Annotated in this window: 19 protein-coding genes and 1 pseudogene; 12 read left to right on the top strand and 8 right to left on the bottom strand. The window is 59.6% G+C overall.

Features of this window, described 5'->3' with window-relative positions; genetic code table 11:
* The first annotated feature begins 4 nt into the window (after window positions 1-4).
* Entirely contained in the window at window positions 5-979 is a 975-nt protein-coding gene (locus PZL22_RS24630) for a 2-hydroxyacid dehydrogenase (protein WP_088198232.1), read from the top strand.
* Between the two features lie 108 nt (window positions 980-1,087).
* On the opposite strand, the gene PZL22_RS24625 is transcribed toward PZL22_RS24630, so the two are convergent.
* The 7 genes from PZL22_RS24625 to PZL22_RS24595 all read right to left on the bottom strand — a co-directional run bounded on the left by PZL22_RS24625 (window position 1,088) and on the right by PZL22_RS24595 (window position 7,782).
* The gene (locus PZL22_RS24625) at window positions 1,088-2,164 is read right to left on the bottom strand and encodes an ABC transporter ATP-binding protein (protein ID WP_088198231.1); all 1,077 of its coding nucleotides are present in this window, start codon (window positions 2,162-2,164) and stop codon (window positions 1,088-1,090) included.
* Window positions 2,164-3,273, bottom strand: coding sequence for an ABC transporter ATP-binding protein (locus PZL22_RS24620; protein ID WP_010967709.1), 1,110 nt, complete (start codon window positions 3,271-3,273; stop codon window positions 2,164-2,166). Before PZL22_RS24620 ends, PZL22_RS24625 begins: the two co-directional genes overlap by 1 nt.
* Window positions 3,270-3,473 carry a hypothetical protein gene (locus PZL22_RS24615; RefSeq protein WP_003526763.1) on the bottom strand — a complete coding sequence of 68 codons (204 nt, stop codon included), beginning with the start codon at window positions 3,471-3,473 and terminating at the stop codon, window positions 3,270-3,272. Before PZL22_RS24615 ends, PZL22_RS24620 begins: the two co-directional genes overlap by 4 nt.
* Window positions 3,470-4,429, bottom strand: coding sequence for a carbohydrate ABC transporter permease (locus PZL22_RS24610; protein WP_010967708.1), 960 nt, complete (start codon window positions 4,427-4,429; stop codon window positions 3,470-3,472). The genes PZL22_RS24615 and PZL22_RS24610 overlap by 4 nt, the downstream gene beginning before the upstream one ends.
* A 1-nt stretch (window position 4,430) precedes the next feature.
* The gene (locus PZL22_RS24605) at window positions 4,431-5,336 is read right to left on the bottom strand and encodes a carbohydrate ABC transporter permease (protein ID WP_003526755.1); all 906 of its coding nucleotides are present in this window, start codon (window positions 5,334-5,336) and stop codon (window positions 4,431-4,433) included.
* Between the two features lie 141 nt (window positions 5,337-5,477).
* Window positions 5,478-6,785: an ABC transporter substrate-binding protein gene (locus PZL22_RS24600; RefSeq protein WP_010967707.1), complete on the bottom strand. Its 1,308-nt coding sequence runs from the start codon at window positions 6,783-6,785 to the stop codon at window positions 5,478-5,480.
* 355 nt (window positions 6,786-7,140) lie between these two features.
* Complete coding sequence (locus PZL22_RS24595; protein WP_014528664.1) at window positions 7,141-7,782, bottom strand: TetR/AcrR family transcriptional regulator; 642 nt, start codon at window positions 7,780-7,782, stop codon at window positions 7,141-7,143.
* A 104-nt stretch (window positions 7,783-7,886) separates the two neighbouring features.
* Between PZL22_RS24595 and PZL22_RS24590 the strand changes: the two genes are divergently transcribed.
* The 8 genes and pseudogenes from PZL22_RS24590 to PZL22_RS24555 all read left to right on the top strand — a co-directional run bounded on the left by PZL22_RS24590 (window position 7,887) and on the right by PZL22_RS24555 (window position 16,184).
* Window positions 7,887-9,083 carry a Tm-1-like ATP-binding domain-containing protein gene (locus tag PZL22_RS24590; protein WP_088198230.1) on the top strand — a complete coding sequence of 399 codons (1,197 nt, stop codon included), beginning with the start codon at window positions 7,887-7,889 and terminating at the stop codon, window positions 9,081-9,083.
* 11 nt (window positions 9,084-9,094) lie between these two features.
* A complete protein-coding gene (locus PZL22_RS24585; protein ID WP_010967704.1) occupies window positions 9,095-9,937 on the top strand; it encodes a phosphoenolpyruvate hydrolase family protein in 843 nt (280 codons plus the stop codon).
* 29 nt (window positions 9,938-9,966) lie between these two features.
* Window positions 9,967-10,380: a cupin domain-containing protein gene (locus tag PZL22_RS24580; RefSeq protein WP_010967703.1), complete on the top strand. Its 414-nt coding sequence runs from the start codon at window positions 9,967-9,969 to the stop codon at window positions 10,378-10,380.
* Between the two features lie 34 nt (window positions 10,381-10,414).
* Window positions 10,415-11,602, top strand: coding sequence for a M24 family metallopeptidase (locus tag PZL22_RS24575; RefSeq protein WP_284718760.1), 1,188 nt, complete (start codon window positions 10,415-10,417; stop codon window positions 11,600-11,602).
* 664 nt (window positions 11,603-12,266) lie between these two features.
* Window positions 12,267-13,588 (top strand): annotated as a pseudogene (locus PZL22_RS24570) (MFS transporter).
* Between the two features lie 592 nt (window positions 13,589-14,180).
* A complete protein-coding gene (locus PZL22_RS24565) occupies window positions 14,181-15,029 on the top strand; it encodes an alpha/beta fold hydrolase (protein WP_127525409.1) in 849 nt (282 codons plus the stop codon).
* 49 nt (window positions 15,030-15,078) lie between these two features.
* Window positions 15,079-15,726 carry a dihydrofolate reductase family protein gene (locus tag PZL22_RS24560; RefSeq protein WP_088196216.1) on the top strand — a complete coding sequence of 216 codons (648 nt, stop codon included), beginning with the start codon at window positions 15,079-15,081 and terminating at the stop codon, window positions 15,724-15,726.
* Between the two features lie 74 nt (window positions 15,727-15,800).
* The gene (locus tag PZL22_RS24555) at window positions 15,801-16,184 is read left to right on the top strand and encodes a glutathione S-transferase family protein (protein WP_234837683.1); all 384 of its coding nucleotides are present in this window, start codon (window positions 15,801-15,803) and stop codon (window positions 16,182-16,184) included.
* Window positions 16,185-16,298: 114 nt separating this feature from the next.
* Here the strand turns inward: PZL22_RS24555 and rctA are convergent, their stop codons facing one another.
* The gene (rctA, locus tag PZL22_RS24550) at window positions 16,299-16,667 is read right to left on the bottom strand and encodes a conjugative transfer repressor RctA (protein ID WP_017264159.1); all 369 of its coding nucleotides are present in this window, start codon (window positions 16,665-16,667) and stop codon (window positions 16,299-16,301) included.
* Between the two features lie 96 nt (window positions 16,668-16,763).
* On the opposite strand from rctA, the gene PZL22_RS24545 reads away from it, so the two are divergent.
* From PZL22_RS24545 to PZL22_RS24535, 3 genes are read left to right on the top strand one after another with little or no spacing between them, the layout of a single operon-like run.
* Entirely contained in the window at window positions 16,764-17,282 is a 519-nt protein-coding gene (locus PZL22_RS24545; protein ID WP_088196214.1) for a hypothetical protein, read from the top strand.
* Window positions 17,283-17,285: 3 nt separating this feature from the next.
* A complete protein-coding gene (locus PZL22_RS24540; protein WP_127525410.1) occupies window positions 17,286-17,957 on the top strand; it encodes a lytic transglycosylase domain-containing protein in 672 nt (223 codons plus the stop codon).
* Window positions 17,954-18,253 carry a TrbC/VirB2 family protein gene (locus PZL22_RS24535; protein WP_088196212.1) on the top strand — a complete coding sequence of 100 codons (300 nt, stop codon included), beginning with the start codon at window positions 17,954-17,956 and terminating at the stop codon, window positions 18,251-18,253. Before PZL22_RS24540 ends, PZL22_RS24535 begins: the two co-directional genes overlap by 4 nt.

The following is an 18,253-nucleotide window of genomic DNA, read 5'->3' as shown; positions in this document are numbered from 1 at the left end:
GCCGATGAGTTTCATTTTCTCGACCCACCGCCTGCACCCCGATGCCGAAGCTATGCTGAAGGCGGCGGGTGATCTCCGCGTCGCGTCCGCCCCGGATCCCGAAACGTTGCTTCGTGAAGGGGAGGGTGCGGAGATTGTCATCGTGCGCGCTCCGATACCGCCCGCCTTCTTCGGAAATGTACCGGCCCTGCGCGCCGTAGTCCGGCACGGTGCGGGGCTCGACATGATTCCCTATGACGCGGCCACGGCCGCCGGTGTGCTTATCGCCAACGTGCCGGCGGTCAACGCACCGACCGTTGCGGAGCACGTATTCATGGTGACGCTTGCGTTGCTGCGACAGTTCCGTCCTATGGACCGCGACCTTAGAAACATGGGTTGGAGTACTGGGCGAGCCCACTCCGACCGAGCACTTGATCTCGCCGGCCGGATCATGGGTGTCATCGGCATGGGCAATGTTGGAAAGGCGGTCTTCCGGATCGCGAAGTACGGGTTCCAGCTGGAGATCGTTGCGAACAGCCGCTCGCCGGAAAGCCTGCCGGACGGTGTCCGGTTTCTCTCAGTCGACGACTTGGTGTCGACGGCGGATATCGTCGTTCTTTGTTGCCCGCTCACGCCCAAGACGACCGGGCTTTTAAGCCGCGAGCGAATTGCGCGCATGAAGCCGGGCGCGATCCTCGTTAACGTGTCGCGCGGTCCGGTCGTGGACGATGCTGCCTTGATCGAGGCGCTAGAGAGGGGGCGTATCGGCGGCGCTGCCCTTGACGTGTTCTCTACACAGCCCCTGCCGCCCGAGCATCCATACTTCCGGCAGGACAATGTGATTGTGACGCCTCATCTCGCCGGCATCACCGAGGAAAGCATGATGCGCATGGGAAAAGGAGCTGCGGCCGAAGCGATCCGGGTCATGGAAGGGGGATTGCCCGTTAATCTCCGCAACCCTGAGGTCGTCGAACACTACAGGCGGCGGTTCCCTGGATAGGGCTTCGCCCGTTCCTGATGACACGTCATGGTGGCCATGTGAATGACGGGCAAACGGGCGGAAAGTCACGACCAGGACCGAAGCGGTTTTTTTGCCCTCAATGACGCCTCAGCCAGCATGGTGCAGGCTCATCCCGCTTCCGCCGTCGAAGAGCACGACTTTTTCCGGGTTCCAGGAGAAGCGAACAGACTCCTCGATCTCAAAATCGGTCTGAGCTGGCACCGTCGCCTGCAAGAAATGGTTACCTGTACGAAGCGTGACGATCTTCTCGACGCCATGGTTCTCGACGTCGTGTACGCGGGCCTCACCTGGTGCGCCGCTTTCGAGAAAGAGATCCTCAGGGCGGATGCCGAAGGTGAGTGGCCGTCCGTTAAGCCCAGCGCCGAGCGCGGTGTCAAAGGGCAGGCGGTAGCCTTCGTCCGCGATAGCCTCGCTGGCCCCGAGCTTGCCGGAGATCAGGTTCATTGGCGGCGATCCGACCGCACGTGCAACGAAGGTGTTGACTGGATAGCGATAGATCTCCTGTGGGGTGCCTGTCTGAACAAGCTGGCCGTTGTTGAGTACGCCGATCTTGTCGCCCATTGACATGGCTTCGATCTGATCGTGGGTGACGAAGAGGAAGGTCGCGCCGAGATTCATCTGAAGGTTCTTGAGTTCAGTGCGCAGCGCCTCCCGGAGTTTGGCGTCGAGGGCGGAAAGGGGCTCGTCCATCAAAAAGAGGCGCGGCTTGCGCACGATGGCTCGGCCGATGGACACGCGCTGCATCTCGCCCCCCGAAAGTCGGTCCGTCTTGCGGTCGAGCAGATGCTCGATGCGGAGCGTCCTCGCGACACGCGCGACACGCTCATTGATCTCGACCGGTTCGACACGCCGGATGCGAGATTTCAGCGGGAATTCGAGATTCTCGCGGACGGTATAGCGCGGATAGAGCGAATACTGCTGCAGCACAAGCGCTACGTCGCGCTCGGCGGCGCCCCAGTCGGCAACATCCTCACCGTCGATGAAGATCTGTCCGCCCGTCGGCTTTTCGAGCCCGGCAATCAGCCTGAGGGTCGTCGTCTTGCCGGCGCCCGTCTCGCCGAGCAGCACGAAAAACTCTCCGTCGGCAATTTCAAAACTGAGATCCCTCAGGGCGGTGTGGGTTCCGAAGGTCTTGGTGATGCCTTTGAGTTCGATATGCGCCATCAGAGCCTGATCCCGAAAGATGTGCCAGTCGAGCTGTCGAAGAAATGCGCCTGAGCCGGATCTATTCGAGCCCAGACGGCCTCGCCGGGCCGGGGTACGAAACCACTTTTTGTCCGCGCGCGCAGCATCTGGTCGCCAACCTTCAGGTCTATGATGTCATGCGAGCCGAGCGGTTCGATGATATGGGCCTCGACGGGCACGAAGCCCTCACGTGCTTCCCTGGACACGAGAACCCCTTCAGGTCGTACGCCGAGGGTGAGATTACCGTTTTGAGCCCCAGCGACAGCGAGCTGGGCCGTGAGATTCGACGGAAAATCGAAGGAAGTTGGAGCACCTCGGACCACGACGCGCGCATGCCCGGCGTCCTCGGAAACCGTCACGTCAGACATGTTCATGACCGGACTCCCGACAAACTGCGCGACGAACATGTTGGCAGGACGAGCGTAGACCTCATGAGGGCTGCCGACTTGCTGCAGCACACCTTCGTGCATGACGACAATGCGGTCGGCGAGGGACATCGCTTCGACCTGGTCATGGGTTACGTAGATCGTTGTCGAGCCCTGTTTGATGTGAAGTCGCTTGATTTCAGCGCGCATCTCTTCGCGGAGCTTCGCGTCGAGCGCGCCGATCGGCTCATCCATGAGCATCGCCTTCGGACGCCGGACGAGTGCCCGACCAATCGCCACGCGCTGCATGTCGCCGCCGGAAAGAGCGGAGGGCTTTTTGACGAGGAGGTGGGTGATCTGGAGCGTTTTTGCAACCGCCTGAACCTCGCGCTCGATATCCGCACGGTTGCCGCGCGTGGCGCGGAGGGGGAAAGCGATATTCTCGAACACCGTCATGTGCGGGTAGAGCGAGAAGGACTGGAATACAAAGGCGATGTCTCGGTGCGCCGCCTTTATGTGCTGCACCGGCTGACTGTCTATGAGGATGTCGCCTTCATCGATCGTTTCGAGCCCGGCGATCGCGCGTAGAGTGGTCGTCTTGCCGCAGCCGGACTGGCCAAGCAGAACAATGAACTCGTTGTCGGCGATGGTGAGATTGAGGTCCTTGATCACCTGAACGGCACCAAAGTGCTTCTCAATCCCGCGTAATTCAATCTGCGTCATGGGTTCCTGCCTTCGTCAGCTTTCTGTTCCGGCGGAACCTTCGACGTGATCATGAAGGCAATCAGCCCAACTAACGTCATCGTCAATCCATAGCGATGAAGGAACAGGTTCCATGGCTGGCACAGCGCGATGATCCCAAATATCATCAGGAGCTGCGCGCCTGGCGCGAGATACTTCTGGTTTATCGCACGAAACGTCATTTGCGGATCGCTCCGAAGCTCATGCCGCGCAGGAGATGGTTCCTGAGCAGGAAGGTGAAGATTGCCACCGGTAGCAGGAACAGGAAGGTACCTGCGGCGATGACCGTCCAATCGGGTAGGCCAGAACCGACCTGGCTTGGGATGAAGGGCGGTGCCGTTTGCGCGCGCCGGTTCGTCATAATCAGCGCGAAAGCATATTCATTCCACGCTGTAATGAAGCAAAACACGGCGGTCGCGGCGATCCCTGTGGCGGCCTCCGGCAACACAATCTTGAAGAAGGCTTCCAAGCGCGTGTAGCCGTCTACGAGCGCCGCTTCCTCATACTCCTTCGGAATCTCGTCGATGAAGCCCTTCATCAGCCAGACCGAGAAGGATAGATTGAAGGCGGTGTAGAGGATTATAAGGCCCCAGTGAGTGTCGTTCAGCCCGACAGCCCGGTACATCAGGAACATAGGGATTGCCACGACCACGGGCGGCAGCATGCGTGTCGATAAGATGAAGAACAACAGGTCCGCTTCGCCTTTCACTTTGAAACGCGAGAAGCCGTAGGCCGTGAAGGTGCCCATGGCGACGGCGAGCACTGTAGAGGTGATCGCCACGATGAGCGAATTCATGAAGCGATTGGGATAGCCGGATAACTGCACCTGACCGCGTCCGGAACGCACGACCTTTTCACCCCCGTCGAAGACCAGCCGTTCCCACCAGGGAGCGGCGGCATAGTCTTCGGGCTCAGGTGCTGACCGCAACTGAGAGCGCTTGGTGAAGAGCTTGACGAAAGGCGAGATCTCCGGCTCGAAGATAACCGTCGGGGGGATGGTCGTTGCGAGGTTGCGCGGTTTGAATGCCGTTGACGTGATCCAATAGATCGGTGCGAGGAACAGCAGCGTGATTACGAGCACTGCGGCGATCGCTACCCGGTTCAGCGCGCGCTCGGAGCGAGTTTGGACGGCCGCCATCTCAGCGCTCCTTCACCCTGTTGAGGTATTTGACGTAAATGTTGGTGATCGCGAGCACCATGATCAGCACTATGTAGGCGAGTGCGCAGGACCGCCCGGTCTGCCATTCCTGAAACGCCATCTTGTAGAGGCGGATCGAGATCACCTCTGTGGTCGGTTGGCTCGTGAGAATGTAGGCGAGATCGAAAGTCTTGAAAGCCTCCATCGTGCGAAAGATGATCGCGATCATGAGTATCGGCGCAACGAGCGGCAGAGTGATACGGAAGAACGTGTAGAACGGTCCCGCTCGGTCGATGGCAGCCGCCTCGTAAAGGTGCCTCGGTACGGCGGAGAGGCCTGCGAGCGAGAGCAGCATCACGAATGGTGACCACATCCAGATGTCGGTAATGGCGACAGCGTAAAGTGCCATTTCGGGATTCGCCAGCCACTCGAAAGAGCCGAGGCCGAGCGCGTAGTTGATGATGCCGAAGGAAGGATCGTAGAGCAGCTTCCAGAAAAGCCCGACCACCGCCATCGACAGCATCATCGGCAGCAGAAGCAGTGTCGTGATGAGACCCTTGAACGGAATTTCACGGTTGAGCAGCATCGCCGTGCCGAAACCGACGACAACCTGACCGGTAACCGACACGATCACGTATTTTGCCGTAATGGCGAAGTTCGCCCAGATGAAGGGGTCGTTTAACAGTTCCCGGTAGTTCTGCAGGCCGACGAAGGTGGCCGGCGCGTTCGTCGAAGCACGAAAGTCGGTGAAAGAATAGCCGAGCGAGTAGATCAAGGGGAAGATGTTGAAGACGATCAGGAACAGGATCGTCGGAATAATGAAAAGATTGCGAATTTTGATGTCGCTCAAGCCGCGCGAAGCCGCGCGCGACTTCGAATCCAACGATGTCATAACCACGGTGGCCAATGTGCTCCTCCTCCCAGAGCCCGGCGCCGGGCGCACTTGCGCCATGTGTTGCCCGCGCGTCGCCGCGTTCGGCGCGAGCCCTGTCCGGTGCCAAGTTGAAGAACGGGAGGGAGCCGGGCACCCTCCCGTAGTGTCTTAGCGTTATTGGCGACCGTACTTCTTGAAGGTCGCGTTCCAGTCCTTGGCGAGAGCGTCGAGCGCCTCTTTTGCTGTACCCTGGCCGGCCGTCACATAGGGATAAATGCGTTGGTTCATCTGGATCAGCAGCTCGGCATATTCCGGCGTTGCCCAGAAGTCCTTTACTCTGAACATGGTCTCGTAGAAGGCCTTGTTGTAGGGCGTCGCGTTTTGGAACTCCTCGGACTCCAACACCTTGGCGCTTGCCGTGTAACCGCCGAGCTCGGCCCAGCGCTTCTGTGTCTCGTCCTTGACGAACCACTCAAGGAATTTAATCGCCTCTTCCTTGTTTTCCGAATAGGAGACGATGGAGATGCCCTGGCCGCCGAGCGCGGCATACTGGTCGCCCTCAGGGCCGGCCGGATTGGCAAAGAAGCCGGTTACCTTCGCGTTTGGGTTTGATGCTTCATTGACCAGCGCCGGGAAGAAGGCGAAGTAGTTCATGCTCATCGCCGCCAGATTTTCAGTGATCGCCTGGTTGTTCTCAACGAAAAAGGACTTGGCCCATCCAGGAGGCGTAAAACCGTAAAGCTCGCGGTAGGCTTCCAGGGCCTTGACGTTCTTCTCCGAGTTGATGATCCCATCGACCTTGTAAGTGCTGTAGTCTCCGAGTTCTCCTCCAAAAGAGAAGATGGCGTTCTCCACGCCCATAACGAGGCCGTCGTAGGAGTTGTCGGTGTAGATCGCGATGCCGTAGCGTTTCTGGTCCGGACGATGGAAGAACTCGGCGATGTCGCGCAACTGCTTCCAGTCCTTGGGCGGAGCGAGGTCATAGCCATACTTCGCCTTGAAGGCTTCCATCTCCTTAGGGTCCTCGAACCAATCCTTGCGGTATGACCACCCGACAGCGTCGCCCTCGGCAGGGATCGACCAGTACTTGCCGGAGTTCGCAGGATACTCCGAATAGTACTTCACCGTAGCAGGAGCCATCACCTCGTTTAGCTTGTGCTGATTGAAGAACTCGGTGAGGTCGACGTAGTGGCCGGCCTCCGATGCGGCGCCGATCCACTGTGAGTCGCCGACGACCATGTCATAGGCCGAGCCCTTGGCGTTAAATTCGGTAAAGGCCTTCGTTTGAAAGTCCGCCCATGGAGTCGTTTCGACCGTGACCTTCACGCCGGTCTCGGCCTCGTATTCGTTTACAAGCTCCTGGAGATAATTGGCCGGGTCCCATTCGGCCCAGAAAATCGTCAGTTCTTGTGATTGCGCGGACGTCCCGCAGGCGATCATAAAGCTGATACCGGCCAACAGGCCGGCCACTGTCTTGCGCATAATTTTTCCTCCCCTTTTGTGCATCCCGTCCGCTTTACCACGGCGGTCCGTCTGTCAAATCCTCCTGATTAGCGCTCCTGCGGCGGGTCCTCCTCCGACCCATTGCGGCTTGGGACAGATATCAGGCCCAAACGAACGCAGCACCAATCTGGTAGTACCAAAGCTAACGAGCGTCAAGATTACTGTTCGTCGCCATCTGCCGCAGATCACCGCTCATAGTGCTGGGTTCTCCTACGGAATTAAACCTGCATGCTCTACCTCAGTTCAAGCAGGAAAGAGCTGTCGCTAAGTCGTTATGCACGCGCATCATCTAAATTGGTCAAACCAGTTCCTATGCGGGCGGGAGTGCGCGAGATCATGCCCCGGTTTGCGCATCCCGGACCGCCGCCTCGACCAAGGCTGCTGCCGCCCACTCTGCAACGGCTTGCGCGCGTTCGGCCGAGAGGCCCCAAATATCCTTGAGCACGACCAGCACCTCGACACCGAAAACAAGCGAGAGCGCCTGAGCCAGCTGCTCGCGGGCCTCAGCCGACACCTTGCCCTCGAGTGGCACGGTGACTTGTCGAAGGAGTTCGACGCGGTGCCCTCGCGTGAGCTGTGGTTCGTTGCCGAGCGTACCTGCCTGGCGCTGCGCCCACTGGTCGAGCGAGAGCTTCAGCGCAGCCTTGAACGTCGCCTCGAACTCATCGATGCGCGGCATGGCGGTCGCGAGCAGATCGCCAACGCGAGTGAGCGCATCGGGCGCTTCGGATCTCCAGTCGAGGATCGGGCCGAGCGCCTCGTGCACCACCGCATGAACCAGCGCCGCCTGGCTCGGAAAGTATCGGTAGGCGGTGGCGCGCGAAACTTCAGCGGCTTCCGCGACCTCACTCACCGAGGGGGTTATACCGGACTGCATCAACCGCGTGGCGGTATCCAACATGAGTTTGCGTGTGCGGGCTCGGGGACCGCGTTCGGCGGGTGCGGAGGATTCGCTATGTTGACGTGAGACATCCATGTCTTTACGATACGCGCATCTCATATTTTTGCAAGTGCCGGCAAATCAGGCGGCATGAGGCGGCTTTTCAAGGCAGAGGAGGGCCAGGTCGCCGGGGAGGAGAGATGAAGCGTATCTACGTCGTTGGCACGGCCGACACGAAGGGGGAGGAACTCGTTTATCTTGCGTCCTGCGTTGAGGCAGCGGGCGGCCGGCCCGTTTTGGTCGATGTCGGCACGCGTCGCCCCACGGTTCTGGTCGACATCTCCGCCGAAACCGTGGCCGCGGTGCATCCGGGCGGCGCCGCCGCGGTGCTTTCCGGCAACGATCGGGGAACAGCGATCGCTGCCATGGGCGAGGCCTTCGCAAGGTTCTTGCCCGCCCGGGACGACGTCGCCGGCGTGGTGGGCATGGGTGGCGGCGGCGGGACGTCGATTATCACCGCCGGCATGCGCAGGCTGCCGCTCGGGCTACCGAAGGTCATGGTCTCGACGCTCGCGTCGGGCGACGTGGGACCTTATGTTGACATCTCAGACATCATCATGATGCCCTCGGTTACCGACATGGCCGGGCTCAACCGCGTGAGCCGCGTGATACTAAAAAACGCGGCCGAGGCGATTACCGCCATGGCGAACAGGCCGGCGGAGGAAACAGCCTCGAAGCCCGCTATCGGCCTGACCATGTTTGGCGTGACGACGCCCTGTGTGACTGCCATCGTTGAACGACTGAAGGCCGACCATGACTGTTTGGTTTTCCACGCCACAGGCACCGGCGGACGAGCAATGGAGAAGCTTGCAGACAGCGGGCTTCTATCGGGTGTGCTCGATATCACGACAACGGAGGTGTGCGATCTTGTCTTCGGCGGCGTGCTGCCGGCCACCGAGGATCGTTTCGGCGCAATTGCACGCACCGATTTGCCTTATGTCGGCTCCGTCGGGGCTTTGGATATGGTCAATTTCTGGGCGCCAGAGACAGTACCGGAGCGATATTCCGGCCGGCTCTTGTATCGCCACAACCCCAACGTCACGCTCATGCGCACGACTCCGGAGGAATGCGCCGCGATCGGAAGGTGGATTGGCGCAAAGCTGAACCTCTGCAGCGGACCTCTCCGGTTCCTGATCCCGGAGCGAGGCGTGTCGGCGCTGGATATCGAGGGCGGCGCCTTCTTCGATCCTGCGGCGGATGCGGCGCTCTTCGAAGCATTGGAGACCACCGTCAATAGAAGTGACCGGCGCCGCATCGAACGCCTTCCGCTCCACATCAACGATCCGCAGTTCGCCGAGGCCGCAGTCGCCGCCTATCGAGACATTGCCAACCCCTGAAAGAGAAACCGATGCCACTAATCCCCCGCAAGACCATTCTTGAAAAGTTCCACGGCATGATCAGCGCCGGCAAGCCGATCATCGGAGGTGGGGCCGGCACGGGAATTTCGGCCAAGGCCGAGGAGGCGGGCGGCATCGACCTCATTATCATCTATAACTCCGGCCGTTACCGAATGGCGGGCCGCGGCTCGGCGGCCGGTCTGCTCGCCTATGGAAATGCCAATGAAATCGTGAAGGAAATGGCCTTAGAGGTGCTGCCGGTCGTGAAGGCTACACCGGTACTCGCCGGCGTCAATGGCACCGACCCATTCATTCTCATGCCCCAGTTTCTCGCGGAACTGAAGGCCATGGGCTTTTCCGGCGTACAGAACTTCCCCACCATCGGCCTCTTCGATGGACGGATGCGGCGGGGGTTCGAGGAGACCGGGATGGGCTATGGTCTCGAGGTGGACATGGTCGCCGAGGCCCACCGGCTCGACCTCCTGACGACACCCTATGTCTTTAACGAGGAAGAAGCCATCGCGATGACGAAGGCGGGTGCAGACATCGTCGTCGCTCATATGGGCGTTACCACGGGAGGCGCGATCGGCGCCACTTCCGCGATCTCGCTCGACGACTGCGTGAGCGAAATCGACGCGATCGCGGCGGCCGCGCGCTCGGTCCGCAAGGACGTCATTGTGCTCTGCCACGGGGGGCCGATTTCGATGCCGGAGGATGCACGGTACATCCTGGATCGTTGCCCAGGCTGCAATGGTTTTTATGGCGCGAGTTCAATGGAACGCCTGCCTGCCGAGGTGGCGATCCGCAGGCAGACGGAAGAGTTCAAGGCGCTTGCCATCAGTACTGTGGTCTGAAGCGAGCAAGATGCGGAGGAGGCCGCGGCATGGCAAAGGAAGAATATTTTCTCTACCCGACGGATGTCGAAAGCTTCGGCTTCGACTGGGGCCGACTTGCGCTGACGGTCGCGCCGGAGGTGAACGGGGCCGAACGCTTCTCGGGCGGTGTGGTCGATTTGCCGAGCGGGGAGGGGCATACGCGTCACAATCATCCGGGCGCGGAAGAGATCATTTTCGTCGTCTCGGGAGAGGGCGAGCAGATGGTGGAGGACGAGAACGGCGATCCGGTGACGCAGAGGGTTGGGCCCGGTTGCACGATCTATGTACCGGAAAGCCGATTCCACTCGACGAGGAACACGGGTCCCGGCCCGATGCAGCTTTTCGTGGTCTATTCACCGGCAGGTCCTGAGCGTGCGCTTCGGGATCTGCCGGATTTCCGTCTAATCCCGCCCGGTACCTGAGGGCGCACGACAACGGCTTTGTGGGAGAAATTCCGTGGCTATCAGCCCAAGACAAACGCTGGCGGCGGGGCCGCCCTTCGATGCGGCGAAACTCGACAGGCTCATGGAGGAGGCGGGCATCGACGTTCTGCTCGCCACGTCCAAGCACAACACGCAGTACCTGCTGGGCGGTTACAAATTCATCTTCTTCGCCGCAATGGATGCGATCGGCCACAGCCGTTATCTGCCGATCGTCGTTTATGAGAAGGGCTCCCCCGATCATTCCGCGTATATTGGCAACCGCATGGAAGGGGGAGAACATCAGAACAACCCTTTCTGGACACCCGCCGTTCATACGGCGACATGGGGTACGCTCGACGCAGCAGCGCTTGCGGTCGAGCACCTGAGGAAGATCGGAAAGGCGGGTGCTCGCGTCGGCATCGAACCGTCCTTCCTGCCCGCTGATGCGCGGGATCTCTTTGCTTCTCGCCTTGATGGTGCGCGCTTCGTGGACGCGACGCACACGCTCGAGCGACTGCGCTCGATCAAGACACCGCAGGAGCTGGAGAAGCTCAAGGTTGCCTCCGAACTGATCACCGATTCAATGCTCGCCACCATCGCGGCTGCACGAGAGGGATCCACCAAGGGCGAGATCATTGAACGACTCAGGCGAGAAGAGACCAATCGCGGGCTGCATTTCGAATATTGCCTGCTGACCTTGGGTGCTAGTCACAACCGTGCGGCCTCGCCGCAGGCATGGGCGAAAGGTGAGGTGCTTTCGATTGATTCCGGCGGCAACTACCAGGGCTATATCGGTGACCTTTGCCGGATGGGCGTGCTCGGCGAGCCCGATGCGGAGCTCGAGGACCTGCTAGCTGAAGTCGATTCGATCCAGAAGGCGGCCTTTGCCAGGATCAAGGCCGGGGCAACAGGCAGTGAGATGATTGCTTCGGCGGAAGAGATTTTGAAGAGCTCGCCTTCGGCCGCCTTTACTGACTTCTTCTGCCACGGCATGGGGCTCATCAGCCACGAAGCACCGTTCCTGCTGACCAACCACCCCGTCGCCTATGAAGGCGTGGACGCGGATCGGCCCCTGGAGGTAGGCATGATCATTTCCGTCGAGACGACGATGCTTCATCCGCGACGCGGTTTCATCAAGTTGGAGGATACGGTCGCCGTCACGACGGACGGATACGAAATGTTCGGCAACAGAGGGCGCGGATGGAACCCTGGGGGGGTTTAGGAGCGGCGAAATTTTGCGAAAGACGGAGCCCGGCGCACGTTGGCATGCCGGACTCGTAGTATGTCATGTGTGGTAAATCTCGGCGCCAAGAACCCTAAGGCACTCCGCATGATAAGCGTGCGTTGAACGCCGAGAATCCAAGCCTCATGGACTTGATGATTCAAGTCCATGGATCATTCCTCGGTCTTACAATTCTATCGTCTCCCTGCTTCCCTAGGCCCTGCAGTCAGCTTTCCTGCGCTCCGACTACTACGGAAGCTCCGCGCTAGCATCGTCCCTGTCCGGCTTCGCGGCTAGCCCAGTCCACATTGGGCAGGCGTGCCAAGTCCCGTGTTCCTTTCTTCAACCTTCGTATCATTAGGCGATAGGCTTTACTCCAGCGATACAGGAAAGGGGCAAAGAGAATTGTACCCGTTTCGGACACGGTTCCCGTGCACGCAGTGACGATCGATGAGCCTCACCGCTTCAAATCGCGTGTCTTGCCTCCCATCCAATGGCGCGACTTGGAGGCGTTACCGGTTACAATTGCCGCGGGTGAGGAGTTTTCCGCCAGCCCTTACTTCCAGAGATCTTCCCGTTCCGGAGCAATACTCAATTTTGGCCAAGCTATTTTTTGTGGTAAAGTATTGGACTGGAGCCATGTCTTGAAACGGGAGGAAGCAACATGGCTGTTCAAGTCCCGACGGATTTCCGCCGCGTGATCGTTGCGGCATCGGTGGGAAACATCATCGATGGTATGACTTCTATATCTTCGGGAGCTTGGCTGCGGTTCTGTCCGTCAAGTTCTTCGAGCAATCACACCCGGTTGCGGCGCTGCTGAGTACGATTGCGCTCTTTACGGCAGGATTCCTGATCCGCCCACTGGGCGCTTTCCTCTTCGGCTGGATGGGCGATCGGGTCGGCCGCAAATACACGTTCCTGATTACGCTAACGGGAATGGGGTTGGGCACCGGTGCGATCGGTTTAATCCCGACCTACGAGTCGATCGGTCTGACGGCTGCGTTCCTTCTCTTCAGCTTGCGGATGATCCAGGGCTTGTGCTTGGGCGGCGAGTATGGCGGTGCCATCACCTACGTCGCCGAGCACGTCCCTGACGAGCGCCGCGGCTACTACACAGGCTGGCTTCAGACTTCTCCAACTCTCGGGATCGTGGTGTCGCTGGCGGTGATCATCGCGGCACGAACCTATTTCGGCAGTGAAGCTTTCGACGCATGGGCGTGGCGCGTTCCGTTCCTGGTATCGTTCCTGCTGGTAGGCATCGCAATCTACATCCGGCTCCAGCTCCAGGAGACACCAATCTTCCAGGAGATCAAGGCCAAGGGGCAGATGACCCAAAATCCCTGGAGGGAAGCTTTCCTCAGCTCCAACATCAAATATGTGGGCATTGCCACCATCGTGCTCATCGGGCAGGGCGTGGTCTGGTACAGCGGACAGTTCTGGGCGTTGTACTTTCTACAGCAGGTCTCCAAAGTGGATCCGCTGAACTCCGCCTATATCGTCGGAGCGGCACTGCTTCTCGCAACGCCGAGCCTAATCCTGTTTGGCTGGCTTTCCGACATAATCGGCCGCAAGCCAGTAATCCTGGGAGGAATGCTGCTCGCCGCGCTCACCTATTATCCGCTGTAATTGTGGCTCGGTGCGGTCACGCAGCCTGACAACATCAACTATCCAATTGCGATCTTCATCATCTTCATCCTCGTTTGCTATGTCGGCATGGTCTACGGGCCGGTTGGGGCGTTTCTGGCTGAGTATTTTCCCGGAAGGATTCGGTACACGTCGGTATCAGTGCCGTATCACATCGGAAACGGCTGGGGTGGCGGATTGGTACCGTTCATCACCTCAGCGGCTTTCGCAGCGACGGGTAGCATCGGGTACGCGCTGATCTATCCAATCGCAGTTCCTGCAGTGTGCTTCGTGCTAGCCATCTTCCTAATGCCCGAGACCCGCAGAATAAGCATTTGGCAGCCAATCGAGCCTCGAACGTAACAGAGATGCAGAAAATCGGCGGTCATCGCCATTGGGGCGCTTGGGGCAATTACGGTGCTAGTCGACGCAGCCATGGTGGTCTGCCCATCCGGGACACAGCACTGTGCCAGACACCCCCACCTTATCGGCCGCCTGTGTGTTCAGTCGAGTTCCGACTTGCGCGTGTGAGGCTAGTGACGGTCACCATCAGCTGCCGAAGTTCGTGCGCAGCTAAAAGAGATCTCCCTCCAAATCTTTTAGCTAATCTGATAATAAATTAGGCTTTGATGGCTTCTGTAAACAAATCGGATGAAGCCGTCGCGGGGCTTGGTGGCGACGCTTACGGCGAGCCTTCCGTAAATGTTCCGCGCATTGACGGAGCCGAACAGACCCCCGATTCGAAGCGAGAGATCCAGTCGTCATTCGACCATTCGTCGCCAGTACCTTCAAAGAGTGATCTAGGGGTAGCCCCAGCGGTGGGCGGGCCATCCAATTTGAGCGGTTAATTTGAATTTCCGCAGAACTGATTGCAAAACAGAACCGGTTGCACTATTCTGCAACCAGTTGCTATTTGCAATCACACTTCAGCAGATCAAGGGAGGCTTGCAAGAGCATGCTCATCATTAAGGGCAATGACGTTGAGATCGCCACCGAAGCCTTCGGTGATTCTGCCCATCCGCCGGTCGTCCTCGTCATGGGGGGAATGGCATCTATGCTATGGTGGCCTGAGAGATTCTGCCGCCGGGTTGCTGAACACGGCCGCTTTGTCATTCGCTACGACCATCGCGATACCGGTCTCTCGACGAAATATCCGCCAGGTCAGCCGGGATATGCCTTCGACGATGCTGTCGGGGACGTGATCCGCGTTCTCGACGGCTACCGAATTTCCGCGGCCCACGTGGTCGGGATGTCCCTCGGTGGCATGATCGGCCAGGCAACAGCGCTCAAACATCCTGAACGCGTGCTTTCCCTGACCGCGATCAGCAGTTCGCCGTTTGGAATGAACACAACCCACCTTCCTGCCAGCGGTACGGCCTGGATGGAACACATGAACATGGAGGTGGACTGGTCGGACGGGGCAGAGGCGGTCGCTTACATGCTCGAGGATGCGCGTTTGGTCGCGAGCACGGTACATCCGTTCGACGAGGCCGAGACCAGAGCCTTCATCGAACGGGATTTCGACCGCTCAGGCGGCTACCTCAGCGCCACCAATCATAGCGTCCTGTTTGAGATCAGCGACGCGTGGCGAGATCGGCTGCACGAGATGAAAGTGCCCCTTCTGGTCATTCACGGCACAGCTGATCCGGTTTTCCCGGTCGAACATGGAGCGGCCGTCGCAACGGCGGTTGATGGAGCCAGGCTGGTCGAAATCGAAGGGGGCGGACACGAGCTGCACCCGGCCGACTGGGATAAAATTATCTCCGCAATCATCAAGCGCACCAACACTCGCCCGAACGAATGATTTCGACCCACCAGATCGTCCATCAACCAAGCAGTTCAGGAGACAAACCATGTCCAAGCTTCGTATTCATGCTTTCTCGATTTCGCTCGATGGATACGGCGCCGGGCCCGACCAGAGCCTCGATAATCCGTTGGGCAGGGGCGGAGAGGCGTTGCACGAATGGTTTTTGCCTACCCGCACCTTTCAGCGGATGTCGGGCAAAGAGCAGGGGACGACCGGTATTGACGAGGATTTCGCCGCACGCGGGTTTGACAATGTTGGTGCCTGGATCCTCGGCCGGAACATGTTCGGGCCGGTGCGAGGACCCTGGCCCGACCAATCCTGGAGGGGCTGGTGGGGCGAAAACCCGCCCTATCACCGCCCCGTCTTCGTCCTCACAAACCATGCGCGTCCGTCGCTGCAGATGGAGGGCGGCACGGTCTTCCACTTCATCACTGACGGCATCGAGGCCGCGCTCGCCCGCGCGAGGGAGGCGGCGGACGGTCGTGATGTCCGCCTCGGTGGCGGCAGCGCCACTGTCCGGCAATATCTGAACGCCAGGCTGGTAGACGAGATGCATATCGCGATCTCGCCCATCCTTCTCGGCAGCGGCGAGGCGCTCTTTGCCGGCATGGACCTGCCTCTCCTCGGCTATGAGGTAACCGAGTATGTCCCGTCGCAAAAGTCGACCCACATCGTCGTGTCGAGGCGGGCCTGAACCCGTCCGCTAGTTCTGACGATCCTAAAGGCTCGCCGCAATCCGCAGGCCGGTAACTGAGGAAATGAAAGGCAGTGATTCGGGAGGACATACTGCAGCGCTTCGGCCTTCTGGCCTTCCGTTTGGAACGCACGAACTACCCGTTCGGCGACACCTTCGGCGTGGCGGACCCGTATCTGTTCATACTGGCGCGCGGGGCGCAGGAACTCGGGTTCCCGCTCTCCGCGTGCTTTCGCGATTACGTGGCGCGCATCGAGGCACGCCCCACCGTGCGGGGGCAGAACGGCGTGAAGCGCTTTCCGAGGCTTCTTCCTCGCAACTATGAGGCATCAGCCTTGAAACGGCCGAATTCGACGGGAAGGCGAACAACCGCCCCTAACGGAGCGGCGGGCTTTTCCCGCCCAAGCAGTGCAGACGAAATCATTGCTAGCGTGTGCCAGCATGACGCCTTCGGATAGTAGATGTTCGAGTGGTTCGGCTTTGACTGTCGCGAACCCCGCGTCTCCTAACCAAGGCTCCGCGATCGTCTTAGCGGCGCCGGGAGCGCCGGGTTTAGTATGGCAACGCCGCCACTACGTTCCTCGCTTTCGCTCCTCACTGCCCGACCTTAGTCGGTCGAAAATCTCCGGACAGAACTCGAACTGCCTCGCAGTTCCGCGCCCCATGGAGTTCTTCACAATTGTCTCTGTAAGTATCCCGCGCTCAACGAGCGGGTCGACCGATTCCGCCACGGCATTGCGTGTCAATCCGGTAATTTTGACAATATTTGAAAGCGTTAGCTTTTCGTGACTCTGGTGCATCATGTAGAGGACCGTCATCATCCCGAGCTGCTTCAGCCGCGATTGCGGCGTCTCTCCGTCGATCGGTTTGTCGAGAACTTCCTGCAATGCGTAGGCCGCAAATAGCTGGCTCTGCCAATGTACATTGAGTGCGCTTGTCATCTTTTATACTGTCAGTTATATGATTGTAAAACGAGTCGCGAGCTCGCAAAGCCTGATGGGGTCCGTGCATGTTCGCGTCGGTGAAGGGTGGTGGTCATGAACACGTCTCTCGTACGGGCATTCGTCGCTGCAGCCAGCTTAGCGTCATTCTATCTTGTTTTCGACGGTAAAGCGCGAGCGGACGACTGGGGATGCCAGGTTATCCTGTGCCTTTCCAATCCCGGTGGTCCGACGCAGTATGCCGAGTGCCGGCCTCCGATCGAGAAGCTCTGGCGCGCGCTTGCAAAGGGACACTCTTTTCCGGCCTGCAGCGGCGTTGGGTTCCAGGCCTCGCGCCCCGGATACGAGCCGTATTACTGCAATGATGGCTACCGCCTGACGACGCGGTATGCAGATCGCGGGCGCGAGGCTAGTTGCATCTCGACCACGCCGCAAATCGTCTCAAGTCATGAATGCTATTTCGACAATGATCGGAGCACCTCGCCGAGGTGGCAGCGGAGCGAAGGCCGCATAAAGTGCCAACGCTATGTGACGACGCGGCCGAACATCCGCCCACAGCCTCATTATGTCGATGTGACCATCGACGGCGGCGGCAAACAAAGGGTGTGGTACTGAGCCATGCCCGCTGCGTTCCTCGATCTGGCGCAAACGTGCGCCCCTATAGTTGCGGCCGAGACACTTGCCGGTGTCGTCAGCCTTGAAAGCCGGTTCGAACCATTCGCCATCCGGATCAACAGCGGAGTCCCGCTCTCGGAGCAGCCCGCAACCAAGACGGAAGCGATCGCGATGGCAACGTCGCTGGCAGCCGAGCGGCAGGACATCCAGCTCGGTCTCGGAGGTATCGGCATGGGGGAGCTCCGGAGGCTGAAGCTCACAATTTCCGACGCCTTCGATCCGTGCCTCAACCTTCAGGCCACCGCGACGCTGCTCGACGGATATTACCGACTGGCAATGAAGGCCGGAGCGGATCCGGACCATGCCGAACAAGTGATGCTGCAATCCTACTACGGCCGAGACGACCCCTCCGTCGGCGCCATGGTCCAGTACGACCAGCAGGTCCGCCAGGAAGTGAAGCGGCTCGGCAAAAGTCTAGCCGCTCTCATGATGGGAGATGGCGGACAGGCGAGGGGAACCACCGAAGAGAGCCCTGTCGATGTGGCTGCAGAGAAGCCGCCGGGCGACCGGCCGGTCGACGAGAGGGCGTCGGTGCCGTCCTGGGATGTTTTCAGTTCGCGACGGAGATCTCCCGTCCTCGTGTTTCAGAACGGTCAAATGGAGCAGAGTGAATGACTTTCAGTTCCCGTATCCGTCCGATAGCTGCATCCACCGTTATGGCAACGGCCATCGTGGTGACCATGGTCGAGCCGGCCTTCGCGCAAGCCGCCGGAATCGAGACCGTGCTGCAGAACATTGTCGACATGCTGACCGGCAACATCGCCAAGCTGCTCGCCGTCATCGCGGTGATCGTGATCTGCATCGCCTGGATGTTCGGTTACATGGATCTGAGACGGGCAGGGTTCTGGATCATCGGCATTGGCGGCATCTTCGGCGCCACCGAACTCGTGAATACCATCGTCGGAAGCTGA

Source organism: Ensifer meliloti, assembly GCF_030064585.1.
GTDB lineage: Bacteria > Pseudomonadota > Alphaproteobacteria > Rhizobiales > Rhizobiaceae > Sinorhizobium > Sinorhizobium meliloti.
This window is presented reverse-complemented; position numbering and strand designations above follow the sequence as displayed.

Bases quoted from the DNA above. Each gene is read 5' to 3' on its own strand.
- PZL22_RS24630 (WP_088198232.1), top strand. From the start codon at position 5: ATGAGTTTCATTTTCTCGACCCACCGCCTGCACCCCGATGCCGAAGCT.
- PZL22_RS24625 (WP_088198231.1), bottom strand. From the start codon at position 2,164: ATGGCGCATATCGAACTCAAAGGCATCACCAAGACCTTCGGAACCCAC.
- PZL22_RS24620 (WP_010967709.1), bottom strand. From the start codon at position 3,273: ATGACGCAGATTGAATTACGCGGGATTGAGAAGCACTTTGGTGCCGTT.
- PZL22_RS24615 (WP_003526763.1), bottom strand. From the start codon at position 3,473: ATGACGTTTCGTGCGATAAACCAGAAGTATCTCGCGCCAGGCGCGCAG.
- PZL22_RS24610 (WP_010967708.1), bottom strand. From the start codon at position 4,429: ATGGCGGCCGTCCAAACTCGCTCCGAGCGCGCGCTGAACCGGGTAGCG.
- PZL22_RS24600 (WP_010967707.1), bottom strand. From the start codon at position 6,785: ATGCGCAAGACAGTGGCCGGCCTGTTGGCCGGTATCAGCTTTATGATC.
- PZL22_RS24595 (WP_014528664.1), bottom strand. From the start codon at position 7,782: ATGGATGTCTCACGTCAACATAGCGAATCCTCCGCACCCGCCGAACGC.
- PZL22_RS24590 (WP_088198230.1), top strand. From the start codon at position 7,887: ATGAAGCGTATCTACGTCGTTGGCACGGCCGACACGAAGGGGGAGGAA.
- PZL22_RS24585 (WP_010967704.1), top strand. From the start codon at position 9,095: ATGCCACTAATCCCCCGCAAGACCATTCTTGAAAAGTTCCACGGCATG.
- PZL22_RS24580 (WP_010967703.1), top strand. From the start codon at position 9,967: ATGGCAAAGGAAGAATATTTTCTCTACCCGACGGATGTCGAAAGCTTC.
- PZL22_RS24565 (WP_127525409.1), top strand. From the start codon at position 14,181: ATGCTCATCATTAAGGGCAATGACGTTGAGATCGCCACCGAAGCCTTC.
- PZL22_RS24560 (WP_088196216.1), top strand. From the start codon at position 15,079: ATGTCCAAGCTTCGTATTCATGCTTTCTCGATTTCGCTCGATGGATAC.
- rctA (WP_017264159.1), bottom strand. From the start codon at position 16,667: ATGACAAGCGCACTCAATGTACATTGGCAGAGCCAGCTATTTGCGGCC.
- PZL22_RS24545 (WP_088196214.1), top strand. From the start codon at position 16,764: ATGAACACGTCTCTCGTACGGGCATTCGTCGCTGCAGCCAGCTTAGCG.
- PZL22_RS24540 (WP_127525410.1), top strand. From the start codon at position 17,286: ATGCCCGCTGCGTTCCTCGATCTGGCGCAAACGTGCGCCCCTATAGTT.
- PZL22_RS24535 (WP_088196212.1), top strand. From the start codon at position 17,954: ATGACTTTCAGTTCCCGTATCCGTCCGATAGCTGCATCCACCGTTATG.